The following is a 17,498-nucleotide window of genomic DNA, read 5'->3' on the forward strand; positions in this document are numbered from 1 at the left end:
TGCGAGGGTCATTGCGCCTACCGGGACGTCACCGCGAAGGAGAGCCAGTGAACGCCAGTGCCGACCAGCTCCGTCCGCTCCCGCTGCCACCGCTGCTCACCGGCCAGAAGGCCCTGGTGACCGGGGCCAACTCGGGTATCGGCAAGGCCACGGCGCTCGCCCTGGGCCGCGCGGGCGCCGATGTGGTCGTCAACTACGTCACCGACCGCCCCTCGGCCGAGGCGGTGGTCAAGGAGATCGAGGGCCAGGGCGTGCGGGGCTACGCCCACCAGGCGGATGTGTCCCAGGAGGACCAGGTGGTCGACATGGTCAAAACCATGGTCGACCGGTTCGGCACCATCGACATCCTGGTGCCGAACGCCGGGCTCCAGCGGGACGCCGCGACGGTGGAGATGACGCTGGCGGAGTGGCGACAGGTCCTGGAGGTCAATCTCACCGGCCAGTTCCTCTGCGCCCGGGAGGCGATCAAGGAGTTTCTGCGGCGCGGGGTGGTGCCGGAGGTGTCACGCGCGGCCGGGAAGATCGTCTGTATGAGCTCGGTCCACCAGATCATCCCGTGGGCCGGACATGTGAACTACACGGCGTCGAAGGGGGGTGTGTCGATGATGATGCAGACCCTGGCCCAGGAGCTCGCCCCACAGCGGATCCGGGTGAACGCGGTGGCGCCCGGTGCCATCAAGACCCCCATCAACCGCGACGCGTGGGAGACCCCGGAGGCGCTGACCGATCTGCTGGCCCTCATCCCCTACGGACGGGTCGGCGTCCCGGACGACATCGCCAACGCGGTGGTGTTGCTCGCCTCGGACCTGTGCGACTACGTCGTGGGCACCACCCTCTACGTGGACGGCGGGATGACCCTTTTCCCGGGTTTCGCGACGGGCGGCTGACGGAACACCACCGCGCCGCGCCCGGTTCAGCCGAGGGCGGTGTGCACGGCGGTCGGAGCGTGGCCGGGGGTGGTGGCCGGTTCCTCGAACTCGATGACGTTGTCCAGTTCGGTGCCCATGGCCACGTTGGTGACACGTTCGAGGATGATCTCCACCATCACCGGCACCCGGTACTCGGCCATCAGCTTCTCGGCCTCCTCCAGCGCGGGGAGGATGTCCTGCGGCTCATGGACCCTGATGGCCTTGCAGCCAAGCCCCTCGACGACCTTCACATGGTCGACGCCATAGCCGCCCAGCTCGGGGGCGTTGACGTTGTCGAAGGAGAGCTGGACGCAGAAGTCCATGTCGAAGCCGCGCTGGGCCTGGCGGATCAGGCCCAGATAGGCGTTGTTGACGACCACATGGATGTACGGGATGCGGAACTGCGCCCCCACGGCCAGTTCCTCGATCATGAACTGGAAGTCGTAGTCGCCGGAGAGCGCCACCACGGTGGCGTCCGGATCGGCCGTCGCCACCCCGAGCGCGGCCGGGGCGGTCCAGCCCAGCGGACCGGCCTGACCGGCGTTGATCCAGTGCCGCGGGCGGTAGACATGCAGCAGTTGGGCGGCCTGGATCTGGGAGAGGCCGATGGTGCTGACATAGCGGGTCTCGCGGCCGAAGGCCCGGTTCATCTCCTCGTAGACACGCTGCGGTTTGACCGGCACATCGTCGAAGTGGGTTCTGCGCAGCAGGGAGCCCTTGCGCCGCAAACAGCTACCGGCCCAGGCGGAACGGTCCTTGAGCGCGCCGGTGCGCCGGAGCTCACGGGCGGCGGTGACGAACAGCTCCAGGGCGGCCCCGGCGTCGGAGACGATCCCGAGGTCGGGCGCGAACACCCGGCCGATCTGGGTGGGTTCGATGTCCACATGGACGAAGGTCCGGCCCCGGGTGTAGGTGTCGATGCCACCGGTGTGGCGGTTGGCCCAGCGGTTGCCGATGCCCAGCACGAAGTCGGACTCCAGCAGGGTGGCGTTGCCGTACCGCTGGGAGGTCTGGAGGCCGACCATGCCGGCCATCAGCGGATGGTCGTCGGGGATGGATCCCCAGCCCATCAGGGTGGGCACCACCGGGACCCCGGTCAGCTCCGCGAACTCGACCAGGTGTGCGGACGCGTCGGCGCCCACCACCCCGCCGCCCGCGACGATCAGCGGCCGCTCGGCGGACTGGAGCATCCGCAGGGCCTTGTCGATCTGGGCCCGGGTCGCCGATGGCCGGTAGACGGGCAGCGGCGCGTAGGTGTCCGGGTCGAACTCGATCTCGGCCATCTGGACGTCGATGGGCAGATCGATGAGCACCGGACCGGGCCGTCCGGAACGCATGAGGTGGAACGCCTGCTGGAACGCGCCCGGCACCTGGGCGGGTTCGAGGACGGTCATCGCCATCTTGGTCAGCGGCCCGGCGACCGAGGCGATGTCGACCGCCTGGAAGTCCTCTTTGTGCAGGGCGGCCACCGGTGCCTGGCCGGTGATGCACAGGATCGGGATCGAGTCGGCGCCCGCCGAGTACAGCCCGGTGATCATGTCGGTCCCGGCCGGTCCGCTGGTGCCCACGCACACCCCGATGTTCCCGGCCCTGGCACGGGTGTAGCCCTCGGCCATGTGCGAGGCGCCCTCGACATGCCGGGCGAGGATGTGGGTCAGGCCGCCGTCGCCGCGCATCGCGGCGTAGAAGGGGTTGATCGCCGCACCGGGGAGGCCGAAGACGTGGGTGATGCCTTCACGCTTCAGGATCTCCACCGCTGCCCGAGCCGCGGTCATGCGCGCCATGAGGTTGCTCCTGGGGTCGGACCGGTTCTTCGCACATATTCCGCATCGAATTCCGTATCGCGGAATCTCAATTTTGCTTGACGGAAAGATGGTCCATGGGCGAAGGCAGCCCGTCAAGAGGCGCGTACCGGGCGGCTCAGCCCTCCCGGCGGTAGAGGTCGGTCAGCAGCGCCACGGCGGCGGGGGCGGCCGGATGGGGGTCGTCCCGCCACCAGATGAGCCGCACCGGGATGGGCGCGGCGTCCCGCAGCGGCCGGAACACGATCCCGGCCCGCGGGTACTGGGTGACGGTGGACTCGGCCGTGATCCCGATGCAGCGGCCGGTCCCGATGACGGAGAGCCAGTCGTCGACGTCCTGGGTGTACTCCATGGCCGGACGGCGGTCCGGCGGCCACAGATCGGCGGTGGTGGTGCCGGTGCGCCGGTCGACGACCAGGGTGCGTTCACCGGTCTCGGCGAGCCGGATGGAACGGCGGCGCGCCCACGGGTCGTCCGCCGCCATCGTGCAGTAGCGCCGTTCGAGCCCGACCACCACACTCTCGATCCGCCGGTCCTCGGGCTCGGTGCGCACCACGGCGATGTCGCAGGCGCCCTCGGCCAGCCCGCCCGTCGCGGAGTTGGTGCGCACCAGGTGCAGTTCGACGTCGGGGCGCGCGGTGGGCCAGCGGCGCTGGAACTCCAGGGTGTGGCGGCCCATGGCCGACCAGGCGTGGCCGATCCGCAGTCGTCTGTGCCCGGTGGCGGCCTCCCGCACCAGGTCGTCGGCCTCGGCCAGCAGCCGACGGGCCCGGGAGAGCACCTGGGTACCGGCCGCGGTGGGCACCACCTCCCGGCTGGTGCGGCGCAGCAGCCGTACGCCGAGCACGGCCTCGAGCGAGGCGAGGGTACGGGAGACGGCGGCCTGGGAGACGCCCAGGTCGATGGCGGCGTCAGTGAAGCTGCCCGCGTCCACGATCGCGACGAGGCAGCGGAGCTGGCGTAGTTCGAGATGCATAACCCAAGCGTATGAACAGCGCGTCTCATGCATTATGCGAAAGGACGGTGCGGTCCCACGCTCGGCACATGCGGACGATGACGCGCGGGCGACGAACGGTTCAGGCCGACCCCCGGGCCGGGGTCGGGAACGGGCTCGAGGGAGCCGGGACGACGGATTCCACCGGGGGCGACGGGGGCGAGGGGGGCCGCCGCCTCGCGGGGATCGCGATGATGTGCGGCAGCGGGCTGTCCAACCAGACCGGTGCCGCCATCGGCGCGCTGGCCTTCCCGGTGATCGGCCCGGCCGGTGTGGTGGCGGTACGGCAGTGGGTGGCGGCGGTGGTGCTGCTGGCCGTCGGACGGCCGCGCCTCCGGTCGTTCACCGCCCGGCAGTGGCGGCCGGTGCTGCTGCTGGCGGCGGTGTTCGCCACGATGAATCTGTCGCTGTACAGCGCGATCGACCGGGTGGGCCTGGGACTCGCGGTGACGCTGGAGTTCCTCGGCCCGCTGGCGGTGGCGCTGGCCGGTTCCCGCCAGGCGGTGGACCTGGGGTGTGCGCTGATCGCCGCGGCCGGAGTGGTGACCCTGACCCGGCCGCAGCCGTCCACGGACTACCTGGGTATCGGCCTCGGACTGCTGGCCGCCGTGTGCTGGGCGTCCTACATCCTGCTGAACGGGACGATCGGGCGCAGACTGCCGGGAGCCGAGGGCTCGGCGGCCGCGGCCGGTCTTTCGGGGCTGCTGTTCCTGCCCGTCGGCATCGTGGTCCTGCTCCGCCATCCGCCGACCGGACCGGCGCTGGCCTGCGCGGCCGTCGCGGGGGTGCTGTCCTCCGCCGTGCCGTTCCTCAGCGATGTGCAGGCTCTGCGGCGGGTGCCCGCGCGGTTCTTCGGGATCTTCATGAGCGTCAACCCGGTGCTGGCCGCCGTGGTGGGGCTGGTCGTGCTGGGCGAGTCACTGACGTGGAGCTCCTGGGCGGCCATCGCCGCCGTCGTGGTGAGCAACGCGGTCAGCGTCCTGGCGTCGGGGCGCCGCGCCGGGTGACGCGTCGGGTGACGCGTCGGGTGACGCGTCGGCGGGGAAGCTAGTGGGTCTGCACCCACCACGCCATCAGGCCAATGGCCGCGGTGCCGCATGCGTACGACGCGCCGCGGACGAAATGCGCCGCGGCGAGCCTGCCGTATCGACGCCATCTGCTGCTGGAACGACTGGGTACGGGTGGGCGAACCTCCATCGTGTGCATGTGGAGCCCCTTTCGTGAACGGGGGAACGACGCGCTGAAGAAAGCATACAAAAGTGTGAACTTCCCTCAGGTAACGGACTCGCCGGGAAAAGAGAATTCCGACCGAATGTCAGAACAGGGCGGCCAGCGGGAATTGGCCGCCGATGACATGCCGCCGGAACGTCGCTGAGCCCCCCGCCGCGATCGCTTCGCGGCGGGGGGCTTCGTGTGCTCAGGCGCCGTGCCAGCGCAGTACCGCGCCCAGGCCACCGGCCGGGCCGGGCACCCCCTCGGGCACCAGCAGCACCTCGGTGTCGGCCACCGCGGCCGAACGCATCAGCGCGTCGTCCGCGCGCGCGGGCTCAGGGGTGCGCACCCCGAGCGCCCGCGCCTGGGCGCGCTGCACCGCCACCTGATCGGCCGCGGGGCCGACCCACACCTCGTGGCGCATATCGCCGCCCGCTTGCCCCAGCAGCAACGTGGCCGCCTGGTGGCTGCGCATCGCCTCCACCACCGCGGGCACGCCCTCCGCCGCTCCGCTGGGAGCGCTGCCGTCGTGGCCGCTCGGCCCGCCGGGGCGGCCGCGTCCGGCGCGGAAGGCGTCGAGGACGGACTCCAGGTGGGCGCGGGCGTGCTCGGCGCGGGCGTGGTCGATCTCCGCCTCCAGGAGCTCACGCGAGCTTCCGGCGGCACGGCTGCCGCGCTGCACCTCCACCGCCCGCTCCCGCAACGGTTCGGGCAGCCGGTCGCGCACCGCCCGGCGCTCGCGGGGGTCGCCGGTGAGGATCAGCAGCTGCGCGGGACTGTCCGACCAGCGGTGGATCAGCTCTTCGGCGACCTGGTCCGCGGCATGGTCCCAGGTGTTCTCCATCCGGTTGCGATAGTGCCACTCGTAGCGGTCGGCGGGTACGGACCGGTGTCCCCGGCCCTGCGGGGCCCCGCCCGCGGTGTGGCACACCGGATGGGTGCCACCGGCGTCCCGCAACTCCAGATCGGCGCCCGCCCGGTCGACGTGGGCCAGCAGGCAGGACGGCCACTCGCCGCGCAGGGCGGCCAGCGGCGCCACCCTCGGCAGCGCGGTCCACGAGGTGGCCACATCGCCCGGCGACACGGCCAGCGGCATATCGAGCACCACCTCACCGTCCGCGGCGAACAGCGCCCGGCCCGCGGACCGCCTGCCCACCCGCTCTCCGGCGAGTCTGCCGATCAGCGCCTCGCAGGTGGCGGCGTCGGCGCCCTGGCCGGTCAGCTGATCGGCCACATACCGCTCCCGCAGCTTGCGCCGCCGGAGCGCGTCCTCCGTCGTCCGCGAGGTGTCCATGTAGACACAGGCCCACGGACCGGGACGATCGAACAACGGCTTCAGGAAACCAACATCCATGACCTCCCCCAACCCGGGGAAACACACGGCCGGAACCTCCAACCCGTAAGCCCTCCGGATCGCGGTCCCATTCCTGCACACCAGGATCCCTCCACCGCACCGGGATCGCCAGACCCGACTAGAATCGCCTCATGGCTCGCTCCAACGAGGAGGTCGAAGCCCTCCTGCGCGAGTACGCGGATCTCCTGCTGATCACGGGCGGGGACGCGTTCCGGGCGCGCGCCTACGAGAAGGCCGCGCGGGCCATCGGCGGCCATCCCGTCGATGTGGCGCGGCTCGACGCGAAGGGATTGCGGGAGATCCCCAATGTCGGCAAGTCCATCGCCGACAAGGTCGTGGAATTCCTGCGGACCGGCACCATGCCCGCCGTCGAGGAGGCACGGGCCGCGATCCCGGCGGGGGTCCGGGAGCTGACCGCCATCCCCGCCCTCGGCCCCAAGAAGGCCATGTTGCTGTACGAGGAGCTGCGGATCTCCTCGGTCGACCAGCTGGCGCAGGCGATCGAGGAGCACAGGCTGCGCGATCTGAAGGGGTTCGGGCCGAAGTCCGAGGAGAACATCCTGCATGGCATCGGGCTGCTGCGGGCCGTCGGAAACCGGATTCCGCTGCACGATGCCATGGATGTCGCCGATGACATCGTGGCCGCCCTGTCGGAGGTGCCCGGCTGCCAGAGGTGTGCGTACGCGGGGTCGCTGCGGCGGATGAAGGAGACCGTCGGCGATGTCGACATCCTGGTGGCGGCGGAGGATTCGGCCCCGTTCATGGACGCGTTCACCGGGCTGCCGTACACCGCCGAGGTCATCGCCCACGGGCTGAAGAAGACCTCGATCCGCACCACCAAGGGGCTCCAGGTGGATCTGCGAGTGCTGCCGCTGGATTCCTGGGGCGCGGGGATGCTGTACTTCACCGGCTCCAAGGCCCACAACATCCGGGTTCGCGCCATCGCCGTCCGCCACGGTCTCAAGCTCTCCGAATACGGCCTCTTCGACGCCAAGAGCGGAAAGAAGATCGCCTCACGCAGCGAGGAGGACGTCTACGCGCGGCTGGGCATGGACTGGATCCCGCCGACGCTGCGCGAGGACCGCGGCGAGGTGAAGGCGGCGCTCGAGGGCAGTCTGCCCGCACTGCTCCATGAGTCCGACCTGCGCGGCGATCTGCACACCCACACCGATCTGACCGACGGCCTGGAACCGCTGGAGAACATGATCGCCAAGGCGGAGCGGCGCGGCTACGCCTACTACGCCGTCACCGATCACGCCCCGAAGCTGTACATGCAGCAGATGACCGAGGAGAAGATGCTGGCCCAGCGGGAGCGGCTGCGCGCGCTCGACCGGGGTCGCGGTCACCGGGACACCCGGCTGCTGCACGGCGTGGAGCTGAACATCGACGCCGACGGCGAGGTGGACTGGCCGGGCGACTTCCTCGAGGGCTTCGACATGTGCGTGGCCTCGGTGCACTCGCAGTTCGGCCAGGACCGGGACACCATGACCCGGCGGCTGGTACGGGCCTGTGAGAACCCCCATGTGAACATCATCGGCCATCCCACCACCCGGCTGATCGGCAAACGGCCGGGCGTGGACGCCGACTTGGACGAGGTGTTCGCCGCCTGTGCCCGTACCGGCACCGCGCTGGAGATCAACGCCCATCCGGACCGGCTGGATCTGTCGGACGAGAACATCCTGCGGGCGAAGTCGCACGGTGTGGTGTTCGCGCTGGACAGCGATGCGCACTCCACCCGCGATCTGGACCATATGCGCTACGGGGTGGGCATGGCCCAGCGCGGCTGGCTCACCACGGACGATGTCATCAACACCTGGTCGCTCACCCGGCTGCGGCGCTTTCTGCGCAAGAAACGTGCCGATGCGGGCCGTTGACCCGGGCCGAGGTGCGGTTCCGGGTCAGGGGCGGGTGTCGCGGTCGGGTGCCAGCAGACCGGCCACGGACAGCGCGGCCCAGCCCACCGAGACGACGACGGCCGCCGCGCGCCGCTCACGTCCGGGCAGCGTCCGGCCCAGCAGCCCGGCGTCACCGAGGTCCGCGGCGATCCGCAGCACCGTGGCCGCGGTCAGCGCGGGGCCGCGCGGCGCCACGGCCATGGCGAGACCACTGGCCGCGTCCCGCAGGCCGAGCGGGCGCAGCGAGACACGCGTGGCGGGCTCCGTACGGCCCTGCTCGTCCACCAGCCCGGACGGTCTGGCGAGCAGCGCGGGCCAGGCCGTCACCGCCACTCCGTAGAGCGCCGTGGCCGCACCGACCGTCCGCAACAGGCCCACTCGCATCGCCCGTGTCACCCTCTTCCGTCGTCATGGTCGCCGTGGCTCATTCTTCCTCCCCGCTGTGCTCCGCGCGTTGCGAGGGGTCATCATCGGACGGGGACCGTCCGTCACCACCGTCAGCCAGGAAACCGTATGGCTCATCCCGAACGTGACACCGACTCCGCTGCCGGCAGCGGCGGCGATCCGGGCACCTGGCCCGCCCGGCAGGCACCCGGCGCCCGTGACCTCGCCGGACTGGACGCGCGGATCTGCCGCTGCCGGGCCTGTCCACGGCTGGTGGAGTGGCGGGAGGAGGCCGCCCGCACCAAGCGCCGGGCCTTCACCGACTGGGACTACTGGGCCCGGCCGGTGCCGGGATTCGGACCGCCGGACGCCGCGATGGCCATCGTCGGTCTCGCTCCGGCCGCACACGGTGCCAACCGCACGGGCCGGATGTTCACCGGCGACCGCTCCGGGGACTTTCTGTACGCGGCGCTGTACGCCGTCGGTCTGGCCAGCCAGCCCACCGCCACCCATCGCGGGGACGGTCTCGAGCTGCGCGGCGTACGGATCACGGCGCCGGTGCACTGCGCGCCGCCCGCCAACCGGCCGACCCCCGGGGAGCGGGACACCTGCCGCCCGTGGCTGGCTCGCGAACTCACCCTGCTTCGGCCGACATTGCGCTCGGTTGTGGTGCTCGGCGCGTTCGGCTGGCAGGCCGTACTGCCCGCGCTGGCCGCCGCCGGGTGGCGGGTGCCACGGCCGCGCCCCGTGTTCGTACACGGGGCGCGGACAACACTGCGAGCGGCCGACGGGGGCCCGTCCCTGGGGTTGTTCGGCTGCTATCACGTGAGCCAGCAGAACACCTTCACCGGACGGCTCACCCCGGACATGCTGGCCGAGGTGCTCCGCGCGGCCGCGGAGGCGGCCGGGCTGCCGGTGTCCGGTGCGGACTGAGGCTACGGGCGGTTCCGATGGACGTGCGGTGGGGAGGCCCCGGGCACTGGGGCAGGAGGGCGCCCGGGGCCTCGTTCAGGGGGACGCCCGCGCTCAGTTGAGTCCGGCGCCCGTGTCACCGGCACCGGCGTCACCGGCACCCGCGTCGCCACCAGCACCCGCGTTGGCGGCTCCGCCGTCGGCACCCGCGCCCGCGTCGCCACCGGCGCCGCCGTTGGCCTCGGCACCGGCGCCACCAGCACCGCCCGCACCGCCGGCGCCACCCTGGCCGCCCGCGTCACCGGCACCGCCCGCGGCACCGCCGTCGTCACCCGCGCCACCGGCGCCACCGGCGCCGCCCGCGTCACCGCCACCACCGGCGTCGTCGCCGATGACGGCACCGGTGGCCTCGAGCGCACCGGTCACCGGCTGGAAGAAGGTCTCGCCGCCCTGGGTGCAGTCGCCGCTGCCGCCGGAGGTCAGACCGACCGCCGCGTCCTCGGCGAACATGGCGCCGCCGCTGTCACCGGGCTCGGCGCACACATCGGTCTGGATGAGGCCGTTGACGATGTCGCCGTTGCCGTAGTTCACCGTGGCGTTGAGACCGGTGACCGTGCCGTCGGAGAGGCCGGTGGTGCTGCCGGAGCGCTGCACCTTCAGGCCGACGCTCGCCTCGACCGCACGCCCGATCTTCTGGGTGCTGCCGTTCTGGAGGTCGACCGTGCTGGACGCCTGGGTCTTGGCGTCGTCGTACATGACGAGCGCGAAGTCGTTCTCGGGGAACTTGGAGTCCTTCACGGTGCCCACCTGCTTGGCGCCCGCCTCGTCCGAGGCCCAGGTCTGCGAGGCGTTGCCGCAGTGGCCCGCGGTCAGGAAGCCCGGGGCGCCGTCCACGGTGACGTTGAAACCGAGTGAACACCGCGCGCCACCACCGAAGATGGCGTCACCGCCGTCGAGACCACCCGCGGCGTCACCACCGCCACCTGCACCACCCGCACCGTCGTCGCCACCCGCACCACCCGCGCCACCAGCGCCCGCGTCACCCGCACCACCCGCGCCACCGGCGCCCGCGTCACCTGCACCACCAGCGCCTCCGGCGCCACCCGCGCCCGCGTCACCCGCTCCGGCGTCCCCGGCACCGGCGTCACCGGCCGCACCGCCGTTGGCACCCGGCTGGGTCGGTTCCTCGCCGTCGAAGCGCTTGAACTCACCCTTGGTCCGCTTCACGCTGACCAGGCCGTCCATGCTGTCGGTGGCCTTGGTCAGAGTGGCCCATTTGGTGCCGGTCACCGTGCGGTCCGCGGTCACCCTGACCTGGTTGGTCACCGGGTCGATCGACCATGCCGTGCCCGCCACGGAGGCGTCACTGCTCAGTGTCTTGGTGGCACCCTTCAGTTCCGCCATGCTGTTCTTGACGATCTTGGCTACGGCACCCTTGGCGCGGACATCCTGGGCCGAGTCCTCGTCCATCACATTCATGACGAGCTTGCGGCTGCCGTTGTCGTAGTACCAGCCCGCGCCGTTGTCGCCGAGGTCCGTGGCGAGGGACCGGGCGAGTTTCACCGCCGCGGTGGAGGAGAAGGTCTTGGCCTCCGACGACTTGTCCGGGCTCGCATTGGCGTTGGGCAGCAGGACGACCGCCGCCCCGAGCGCGGCGATGGCAGCTCCGGCGACGACAACGTTGCGCTTGTTCACACGTCGGTGGCTCAACTCAGTGACCTCCGGTAGGGGGAGCGCGGCGAGCGTGTGAGGAAGGCGCTTGACCGCGTTCCTCCACGCCCCCGCGCGGGGCCACCACGTCGTACGCGGACGCGTTTACTCCGTTCTCACCACCACTCACACTGTGATGAAACGCTGCGCGGGGGCGATCGATATGAGTAAGCTCCGCCGCTTCCCCGCGCCGGTCGCTCTAGTCCGCTCCCCCGGCGCGCTCGTCCCCGGCTGCCTCGTCGGCCGCCGCCTGGGCCCGCAGCTCCCACACCTCGCCGAGCGCCATCCGGTCCGACGCCGCGGCCGGGGAGCCGTCGGTGGTCTCGAAGTGGTCGACGTACCGACCGATGAACTCCTGCCAGCGGTGGTTGACCGGGTCGCGGTCCAGGGCCGTCATCGCGGCGGCGAAGTCCTCGCAGTCCACGAGGTGGAACAGATGGCGTCCGCTGCGCCAGATCCGCCAGTTGTCGATCCCGGCCCGGCGCAGCGCCTCCAGCAGATCCGCGGGAACCGTGGCGTGCACCTCCTCGTAGCCCGCTTCCCGACCTTCTTTGAGCACCGAGTGCAACGCCACGCGCATCGAGCTTCCTCCCTCTCGACGATCGACCCATGATGGTTCCGATCATCCTGATGATTGTTTCTGTTTGGAAGAGCCGCGTAATTAGCAACTCTTGACAGACCGTTGTCGCCACCATCAGAGTCATCCCCGCTGCCAACCGGATACGGAGAGCCAGGAGTGATGCCTGATGCCCGACATCCCCGCAGTCTCACGTCGATTGGTCTTAGGTGGCGCACTGGCCACGGGGGGTGCGCTGGCGGCGGGCACCGCACAGGCGACGGCCGCGTCCGCCCAACCCGCCTCCCCGGCGATGGTGTCCGCCGCTCCAAAGCGGAAGCCCGGCCAGAAGTCCATGATCGGCGTGCCCTATGACCCGCACCGGACGGTCCGAACCGCGGTGATCGGGCTCGGCAACCGCGGCCACGAGATGTCCGCGGGCTGGTCCGCCATCCCCGGCTGTACGGTCACCGCCGTCTGCGACATCCGCGCCGATCGCGCCAAGCGCACCGCCGACCGGCTGGTCGAACTCGGCAAACCGCGCCCCGCCGAGTTCGGCGGCTCCGATCAGTCGTACGCCGAGATGCTGAAGCGCGACACCATCGACCTCGTCTTCATCGCCACTCCGTGGGAGTTCCACTACGAGCACGGCAGAGCCGCCCTGCTGGCCGGCAAGCACGTCATCGTCGAACTGCCCATCGCCACCGGACTGGACGAGCTGTGGGACCTCGTCGACACCTCCGAGCGCACCCGCCGGCATCTGATGCTGTCCGAGAACTGCTGCTACGGACGGAACGAGCTCGCCATGCTCAGAATGGCGCACGAGGGTGTGTTCGGGGAGGTCACCAACGGCCACGGCGGCTATCTGCACGATCTGCGCGAGCTGCTGTTCTCGGACACGTACTACACCGACGCCTGGCGGCGGCTGTGGCATACGCGCAGCACCGCGTCCTTCTACGCGATGCACGGTCTGGCCCCCATCGCCGCGGCCATGGACATCAACCGCGGGGACCGGATGACCGTACTGCGGGCCACCTCCACCGAGCCCAGGGGTCTCGCGGACTACCGCAAGCGGTTCGTCCCGCGGTCGCATCCGTCGTGGAAGGAGACCTACGTCAACGGTGACCTGGTCACCTGCCTGATCGACACGGCACACGGCCGTGTCATACGGGCCGAGCACGATGTCAGCTCGCCGCGCCCGTACAGCCGGATCAACAGCCTCGCGGGCAGCCGGGGCATCTTCGAGGACTACACGGGCACCTCGAAGACCGGCGGGCGGGTATACCTGGAGCCGGACCACAGCGGTCACACCTGGCACGACTTCGAGTCCTACCGCAAGGAATTCGACCACTGGCTGTGGAAGAAGCTCGCCGACGACGCCGCCAACGGCGGCCACGACGGCATGGACTACATCCTTCAGTGGCGCACCGTCCAGCAGATGCGCGCCGGACTGGTGCCGGACATCGATGTGTACGACTCGGCGGCCTGGTGCTCACCCGTGCCGCTGAGCGTCACCTCCCTGGCGGCGGGCGGGCGCCCGGTGGCGATGCCGGACTTCACCCGTGGTCTGTGGGTCAACCACCGCGCGGGTCTTGACTCGCGCGCCACGGAGATGCCACCGGTCGGCTGACACGTCCCCCGGCCCCCCGGAGGAACCCGACGGCGGTGGCGTCCCGGCTTCTCGCGCCGGGCGCACCGCCGGGACGGGTCCCATGGCCGGAACTCCTGTGCGGCGCTCTACGATGCAAGACCGGAACGCCCAAGGAAGGACCTCCGCCATGGCCATCACCCCCGTGCGCGAACGCTCCACGATCATGGTCCTCAACGGGCCGAACCTGAATCTCCTGGGGCGCCGTCAGCCCGAGATCTACGGCACGGACAGCCTGGCCGATGTCGAGAAGCTGGTCGCGGAGACCGCCGCGCCGCACGGTCTGACCACCGACTGCCGCCAGAGCAACCACGAGGGGCAGCTGATCGACTGGGTGCATGAGGCGCGGGAGCGGCACGCGGCCGTCATCATCAACCCCGCCGGATACTCCCACACCTCCGTCGCCCTGCGGGACGCCCTGGCGACCTGCGACGGGATGCCGATCCTCGAGGTGCATATCTCCAACATCCACCGGCGTGAGGCGTTCCGGCACCACTCCTATGTCTCCGAGCTCGCCGACGGTGTGATCGCCGGTTGCGGCATCCAGGGCTACGCCTTCGCGGTGGAGCGGGCGGCCGTGCTGCTCGCCGCCGCCAAGGCGTCGTCGTAAAGCCCCGACGACGCACCAGGTCCTGATGACACATCAGGCTCTGATGACGCGGACTCCGGCCTCGGCGTAGGGCGCGATCCGTTCGTCGTCGGCGCCGGTGTCCGTGACCAGCACATCGATCGCGTCGAGCGCGCAGATCCGGGCGAACGCCCGTCGGCCCAGCTTGGAGCTGTCCGCCACGACCGCCACCCGCGCGGCGCGGGCGGCCATCAGATGGTTGATGCTGGCCTCCCCCTCGTGGTGGGCGGTGGCCCCCTGGGCGGCATCCAGGGCATCCACCCCGAGGATGGCCAGATCGAGCGAGACCTCGGTGAGCACCCCGTTGGCCAGCGGCCCCATGAGCTCGAACGACTGGGGGCGGGCGACCCCGCCGGTGAGCACGATCTTGACCTGAGGGCGCACCGCCAGCTCACTGGCGATGTTCAGTGCGTTTGTCACGATCGTGACGCCCGGACCGCCGCCGGAGGCGGTCAGCTCACCGCGGGTGGCGATGGCACGGGCGGCCTCGGTGGTGGTGGTCCCCCCGTTGAGGCCGACGATCGAGCCGGGTTCGACCAGACGGGCGGCGGCCGCCCCGATCCGCAGCTTCTCCGAGGCGCGCCGGGCGGTCTTGTAGCGCAGCGGAAGGTCGTACGAGAGGTTGTGCGCGACCGCGCCGCCACGGGTGCGGGTGAGCATCTGCTGCTGCGCCAGCTCGTCCAGGTCCCGCCGGATCGTGGCGGCGGAGACCGTCAGCTCGGCGGCCGCCTCGTCGACCTCGATCCTGCCGTCCCTGGCCAGCAGTTCCAGCAGGGCGTTCCAGCGCTCGGGCCGCTTCACGCCGTCTCCTCAGCCCTGTCTCGTGTCCATCCGCACGGACATCCTGCACGGAATGTCCAAGCGGATGCTCCATGGGGTGTGTTTCGTGCGGTGCGTTTCCTGCGGTGTGTTCATGCGGTGCGTTTCATGCCGTCTGCGCGAACATCCCGCGATCGTCGCAGCTCACCCTACCCCTCCATCCTCCGCACTGGACTTCTCTGCAAGATCCTGCGCATTATCGGCTCAGAAGTTGCATCTCTGAGCACGCAGAGGAGCCCCATGAGCTACACCGAGGCCGAGATAGCCAGCCAGCCCGACTGCTGGCGGCGCGCGATCGCCCTGGCCCGGGATCCGGAGGGTCCGGTACGGGAGGCGCTGCCCCGGGCGGGTGAGCGGGTCGCCGTCGTCGGATGCGGCACCTCGTGGTTCATCGCCCAGTCGTACGCGGCGCTGCGCGAGCGTGCCGGTCGGGGTGAGACGGACGCGTTCGCGGCGTCGGAGATGCCGGTGGGCCGCTCCTACGACCGGGTGGTCGCCCTGTCCCGGTCCGGCACCACGACCGAGGTGCTGGAGCTGCTGGGCGATCTGCGCGGTACCGTGCCCACCACCGTGATCACCGCGGTACCCGGCTCCCCCGCGGTCGCCGCGGCCGACGCCGCGGTCGTCCTGGACTTCGCGGACGAGGAGTCGGTGGTGCAGACGCGCTGGGCGACCAGCGAACTCGCCCTGCTCCGCGCCCATCTGGGCGAGCCACTGGACGGGCTGGAGGCGGAGGGCAAGGCGGCGCTGGCCGAACCGCTGCCCGAGGCCCTGGTGGCGGGCGGGCAGTTCACCTTCCTGGGGCGGGGCTGGTCGTACGGGGTCGCGCTGGAGGCCGCGCTGAAGATGCGGGAGGCCGCGGGAGCGTGGAGCGAGGCGTACCCGGTGATGGAGTACCGCCATGGGCCGATCAGTGTCACCGGGCCGGGAAGCGTGGTGTGGTGGCTCGGCGAGGGGCCCTCGGGCCTTGCGGACGCGGAGGTCACCGGGCCCGGTGGCCGGCTCGCCGGTTACGGCCGTGATCCGCTGGCCGAACTGGTCGTGGTGCAGCGGCTCGCGGTGGCGATCGCGACGGCGCGCGGGCTCGACCCGGACCGCCCCCGCAATCTCACCCGGTCGGTGATCCTCCCGTGAGCGGGCGACCGGACGGGGTACGGACAGGCGGGGGTCCCCGGAGGAGCGGACGAAGGGAGCGGGGCCATGCCGCTGGCCGCCACGGGTGACATCGTCGGGTCGGCCGTCCGGGCCGGGCTCGGCGCGGGCGCGTTCAATGTGATCCAGATCGAGCACGCCCAGGCGATCGTGGCCGGAGCGGAGGCGGCCGGCACCCCGGTGATCCTTCAGATCAGCGAGAACGCGGTGCGCTACCACGGCGCCCTGGCCGCCATCGGCCGGGCGACGGTGGAGGTCGCCCGTGCGGCGCGGGTGCCGGTCGCGGTCCATCTGGACCATGCCACCGGGCCCGCGTTGGTGCGGGAGGCGATCGGTCTCGGCTTCGGCTCGGTCATGTTCGACGCGTCGAGCCTCGATTACGGCGCCAATGTGGCGGCCACCGCCGCGGTGGTGGCCGACTGCCACGCCCAGGGGGTGTGGGTCGAGGCGGAGTTGGGCGAGGTGGGCGGCAAGGACGGGGTGCACGCACCCGGCGCCAGAACCGATCCGGCCGAGGCCGCCGCCTATGTGGCGGCCACGGGTGTGGACGCGCTCGCGGTCGCGGTCGGCACCTCGCACGCCATGGTGGTCAAGGAGGCGGTGGTCGATCTGGACCTGGTGGCGGCGTTGCGCGCGGCGGTGCCCGTTCCGCTGGTGCTGCACGGCTCCTCCGGAGTGCCCGAGGCGGATCTGACCCGGGTGGTGGAGGCGGGGCTGACAAAGGTCAACATCGCCACCCATCTCAATGTGGCCTACACCCGGGCGATCCGTGACCATCTCGATGAACACCCCGAGGTGGTGGATCCGCGCCGCTATGTCGCCGCGGCGCGCGACGCGGTGGCCCGCGAGGTGGCGCGGCTGCTGAAGCTGGTGCGCGCCGCTGCCTGACGGCGGATGCGTGGCCGGGATCCGGGCCCCGGCCGCGCATCAGCCATCACTCCATGCCCGTCCTCCCCGGGGTGCAGAACGGCTTGGTGATCACTGAACGGCGGGGCCAGCCACGGTCGTTCACCAGATGCTTCCGGACCGCCTGGACGGTGCGCGCCTCGCCCGCGACATAGGCGACGCCCGGCCGCCCGGGGATGTCGAGGTCCCGCAGGGCGGCCGTCAGGACGGGTGAGGACGCGGCCGGCGCGCCGTGTCTGAACCGCCAGCACACCTCCCTGGGCAGCGGGAGCCGGTCGTTCTCGGTGTCCACCTCGACCAGGCCGTACACCGTCGCGGACGGGGCAGCGCGGCCATCATGGGCCCGAAGGCGGCCGTCACGGTCTCCTCCCCGACGAACAGGTGGTACGGCGCGGGCCGGGTGATGAATCCGCCCTCGGGGCGGCCGAACAGCACCTGCTCGCCGGGGCGTACGGTGCGCGCCCACCGGGCACCGGGACCGTCGCCACCGTGGTCGAGCATCCGCAACTCCATGGCCCGGCCGTCGAGATCCCACACCGAGTAGGTACGGCGCGGGCCGCGCAGTCCGCTCAGATGGAGACGTACCTGCCGGCCGGGGTCCATGACGGTGCGCGGCAG

Annotated in this window: 18 protein-coding genes; 9 read left to right on the top strand and 9 right to left on the bottom strand. The window is 71.2% G+C overall.

Going from position 1 to position 17,498, the window contains the following annotated elements; translation table 11 throughout:
- Window positions 1-92: 92 nt before the first annotated feature.
- Window positions 93-887, top strand: coding sequence for an SDR family oxidoreductase (locus AC4BEG_RS01625; RefSeq protein WP_490707334.1), 795 nt, complete (start codon window positions 93-95; stop codon window positions 885-887).
- Between the two features lie 26 nt (window positions 888-913).
- Here the strand turns inward: AC4BEG_RS01625 and gcl are convergent, their stop codons facing one another.
- On the bottom strand, window positions 914-2,692 hold the full coding sequence (gene gcl / locus AC4BEG_RS01630) for a glyoxylate carboligase (protein ID WP_490704103.1): 1,779 nt from the start codon (window positions 2,690-2,692) through the stop codon (window positions 914-916).
- Window positions 2,693-2,828: 136 nt separating this feature from the next.
- Window positions 2,829-3,686, bottom strand: a complete 858-nt coding sequence (locus AC4BEG_RS01635) for a LysR family transcriptional regulator (protein ID WP_490704104.1) — start codon at window positions 3,684-3,686, stop codon at window positions 2,829-2,831.
- A gap of 209 nt (window positions 3,687-3,895) precedes the next feature.
- Here AC4BEG_RS01635 and AC4BEG_RS01640 point away from each other — a divergent pair, with 209 nt between their 5' ends.
- Window positions 3,896-4,711 (top strand): EamA family transporter, encoded by an 816-nt coding sequence (locus AC4BEG_RS01640; RefSeq protein WP_490707335.1) that lies wholly within the window; start codon window positions 3,896-3,898, stop codon window positions 4,709-4,711.
- Between the two features lie 74 nt (window positions 4,712-4,785).
- Complete coding sequence (locus AC4BEG_RS01645) at window positions 4,786-5,079, top strand: hypothetical protein (RefSeq protein WP_490704105.1); 294 nt, start codon at window positions 4,786-4,788, stop codon at window positions 5,077-5,079.
- Between the two features lie 42 nt (window positions 5,080-5,121).
- Here AC4BEG_RS01645 and AC4BEG_RS01650 read toward each other — a convergent pair whose 3' ends face one another.
- On the bottom strand, window positions 5,122-6,270 hold the full coding sequence (locus tag AC4BEG_RS01650) for a baeRF2 domain-containing protein (RefSeq protein WP_490704106.1): 1,149 nt from the start codon (window positions 6,268-6,270) through the stop codon (window positions 5,122-5,124).
- 131 nt (window positions 6,271-6,401) lie between these two features.
- Here AC4BEG_RS01650 and polX point away from each other — a divergent pair, with 131 nt between their 5' ends.
- Window positions 6,402-8,144: a DNA polymerase/3'-5' exonuclease PolX gene (gene polX, locus AC4BEG_RS01655; RefSeq protein WP_490704107.1), complete on the top strand. Its 1,743-nt coding sequence runs from the start codon at window positions 6,402-6,404 to the stop codon at window positions 8,142-8,144.
- Window positions 8,145-8,168: 24 nt separating this feature from the next.
- Here polX and AC4BEG_RS01660 read toward each other — a convergent pair whose 3' ends face one another.
- The gene (locus AC4BEG_RS01660; RefSeq protein ID WP_490704108.1) at window positions 8,169-8,549 is read right to left on the bottom strand and encodes a hypothetical protein; all 381 of its coding nucleotides are present in this window, start codon (window positions 8,547-8,549) and stop codon (window positions 8,169-8,171) included.
- A gap of 129 nt (window positions 8,550-8,678) precedes the next feature.
- On the opposite strand from AC4BEG_RS01660, the gene AC4BEG_RS01665 reads away from it, so the two are divergent.
- Window positions 8,679-9,482: a uracil-DNA glycosylase gene (locus tag AC4BEG_RS01665; RefSeq protein ID WP_490704109.1), complete on the top strand. Its 804-nt coding sequence runs from the start codon at window positions 8,679-8,681 to the stop codon at window positions 9,480-9,482.
- A gap of 93 nt (window positions 9,483-9,575) precedes the next feature.
- Here AC4BEG_RS01665 and AC4BEG_RS01670 read toward each other — a convergent pair whose 3' ends face one another.
- Together AC4BEG_RS01670 and AC4BEG_RS01675 are read right to left on the bottom strand one after the other, a co-directional pair.
- Window positions 9,576-11,156 (bottom strand): S1 family peptidase, encoded by a 1,581-nt coding sequence (locus AC4BEG_RS01670; protein WP_490704110.1) that lies wholly within the window; start codon window positions 11,154-11,156, stop codon window positions 9,576-9,578.
- A gap of 214 nt (window positions 11,157-11,370) precedes the next feature.
- A complete protein-coding gene (locus AC4BEG_RS01675) occupies window positions 11,371-11,751 on the bottom strand; it encodes an L-rhamnose mutarotase (RefSeq protein WP_490704111.1) in 381 nt (126 codons plus the stop codon).
- Between the two features lie 166 nt (window positions 11,752-11,917).
- Here AC4BEG_RS01675 and AC4BEG_RS01680 point away from each other — a divergent pair, with 166 nt between their 5' ends.
- Together AC4BEG_RS01680 and aroQ are read left to right on the top strand one after the other, a co-directional pair.
- A complete protein-coding gene (locus tag AC4BEG_RS01680) occupies window positions 11,918-13,357 on the top strand; it encodes a Gfo/Idh/MocA family protein (RefSeq protein ID WP_490704112.1) in 1,440 nt (479 codons plus the stop codon).
- Between the two features lie 148 nt (window positions 13,358-13,505).
- Complete coding sequence (aroQ, locus tag AC4BEG_RS01685) at window positions 13,506-13,985, top strand: type II 3-dehydroquinate dehydratase (protein WP_490704113.1); 480 nt, start codon at window positions 13,506-13,508, stop codon at window positions 13,983-13,985.
- A gap of 33 nt (window positions 13,986-14,018) precedes the next feature.
- On the opposite strand, the gene AC4BEG_RS01690 is transcribed toward aroQ, so the two are convergent.
- Window positions 14,019-14,804, bottom strand: coding sequence for a DeoR/GlpR family DNA-binding transcription regulator (locus AC4BEG_RS01690; protein WP_490704114.1), 786 nt, complete (start codon window positions 14,802-14,804; stop codon window positions 14,019-14,021).
- 258 nt (window positions 14,805-15,062) lie between these two features.
- Between AC4BEG_RS01690 and AC4BEG_RS01695 the strand changes: the two genes are divergently transcribed.
- Window positions 15,063-15,956, top strand: coding sequence for an SIS domain-containing protein (locus AC4BEG_RS01695; protein WP_490704115.1), 894 nt, complete (start codon window positions 15,063-15,065; stop codon window positions 15,954-15,956).
- Between the two features lie 66 nt (window positions 15,957-16,022).
- Window positions 16,023-16,862: a class II fructose-bisphosphate aldolase gene (locus AC4BEG_RS01700; RefSeq protein ID WP_490704116.1), complete on the top strand. Its 840-nt coding sequence runs from the start codon at window positions 16,023-16,025 to the stop codon at window positions 16,860-16,862.
- A gap of 46 nt (window positions 16,863-16,908) precedes the next feature.
- Here AC4BEG_RS01700 and AC4BEG_RS01705 read toward each other — a convergent pair whose 3' ends face one another.
- Both AC4BEG_RS01705 and AC4BEG_RS01710 read right to left on the bottom strand, forming a co-directional pair.
- On the bottom strand, window positions 16,909-17,172 hold the full coding sequence (locus AC4BEG_RS01705) for an SIP domain-containing protein (RefSeq protein WP_490704117.1): 264 nt from the start codon (window positions 17,170-17,172) through the stop codon (window positions 16,909-16,911).
- Window positions 17,082-17,483: a siderophore-interacting protein gene (locus AC4BEG_RS01710; RefSeq protein ID WP_490704118.1), complete on the bottom strand. Its 402-nt coding sequence runs from the start codon at window positions 17,481-17,483 to the stop codon at window positions 17,082-17,084. The genes AC4BEG_RS01705 and AC4BEG_RS01710 overlap by 91 nt, the downstream gene beginning before the upstream one ends.
- Window positions 17,484-17,498: the final 15 nt, after the last annotated feature.

Source organism: Streptomyces sp. JLBJ103, from assembly GCF_058215575.1.

What these genes read in the sequence shown, in the direction of transcription:
- AC4BEG_RS01640 (WP_490707335.1), top strand. Translation starts at nt 3,896, where the DNA reads ATGATGTGCGGCAGCGGGCTGTCCAACCAGACCGGTGCCGCCATCGGC.
- AC4BEG_RS01675 (WP_490704111.1), bottom strand. Translation starts at nt 11,751, where the DNA reads ATGCGCGTGGCGTTGCACTCGGTGCTCAAAGAAGGTCGGGAAGCGGGC.
- AC4BEG_RS01650 (WP_490704106.1), bottom strand. Translation starts at nt 6,270, where the DNA reads ATGGATGTTGGTTTCCTGAAGCCGTTGTTCGATCGTCCCGGTCCGTGG.
- AC4BEG_RS01700 (WP_490704116.1), top strand. Translation starts at nt 16,023, where the DNA reads ATGCCGCTGGCCGCCACGGGTGACATCGTCGGGTCGGCCGTCCGGGCC.
- AC4BEG_RS01695 (WP_490704115.1), top strand. Translation starts at nt 15,063, where the DNA reads ATGAGCTACACCGAGGCCGAGATAGCCAGCCAGCCCGACTGCTGGCGG.
- AC4BEG_RS01645 (WP_490704105.1), top strand. Translation starts at nt 4,786, where the DNA reads ATGGCCGCGGTGCCGCATGCGTACGACGCGCCGCGGACGAAATGCGCC.
- AC4BEG_RS01660 (WP_490704108.1), bottom strand. Translation starts at nt 8,549, where the DNA reads ATGCGAGTGGGCCTGTTGCGGACGGTCGGTGCGGCCACGGCGCTCTAC.
- AC4BEG_RS01680 (WP_490704112.1), top strand. Translation starts at nt 11,918, where the DNA reads ATGCCCGACATCCCCGCAGTCTCACGTCGATTGGTCTTAGGTGGCGCA.
- AC4BEG_RS01710 (WP_490704118.1), bottom strand. Translation starts at nt 17,483, where the DNA reads ATGGACCCCGGCCGGCAGGTACGTCTCCATCTGAGCGGACTGCGCGGC.
- AC4BEG_RS01635 (WP_490704104.1), bottom strand. Translation starts at nt 3,686, where the DNA reads ATGCATCTCGAACTACGCCAGCTCCGCTGCCTCGTCGCGATCGTGGAC.
- AC4BEG_RS01665 (WP_490704109.1), top strand. Translation starts at nt 8,679, where the DNA reads ATGGCTCATCCCGAACGTGACACCGACTCCGCTGCCGGCAGCGGCGGC.
- polX (WP_490704107.1), top strand. Translation starts at nt 6,402, where the DNA reads ATGGCTCGCTCCAACGAGGAGGTCGAAGCCCTCCTGCGCGAGTACGCG.
- gcl (WP_490704103.1), bottom strand. Translation starts at nt 2,692, where the DNA reads ATGGCGCGCATGACCGCGGCTCGGGCAGCGGTGGAGATCCTGAAGCGT.
- aroQ (WP_490704113.1), top strand. Translation starts at nt 13,506, where the DNA reads ATGGCCATCACCCCCGTGCGCGAACGCTCCACGATCATGGTCCTCAAC.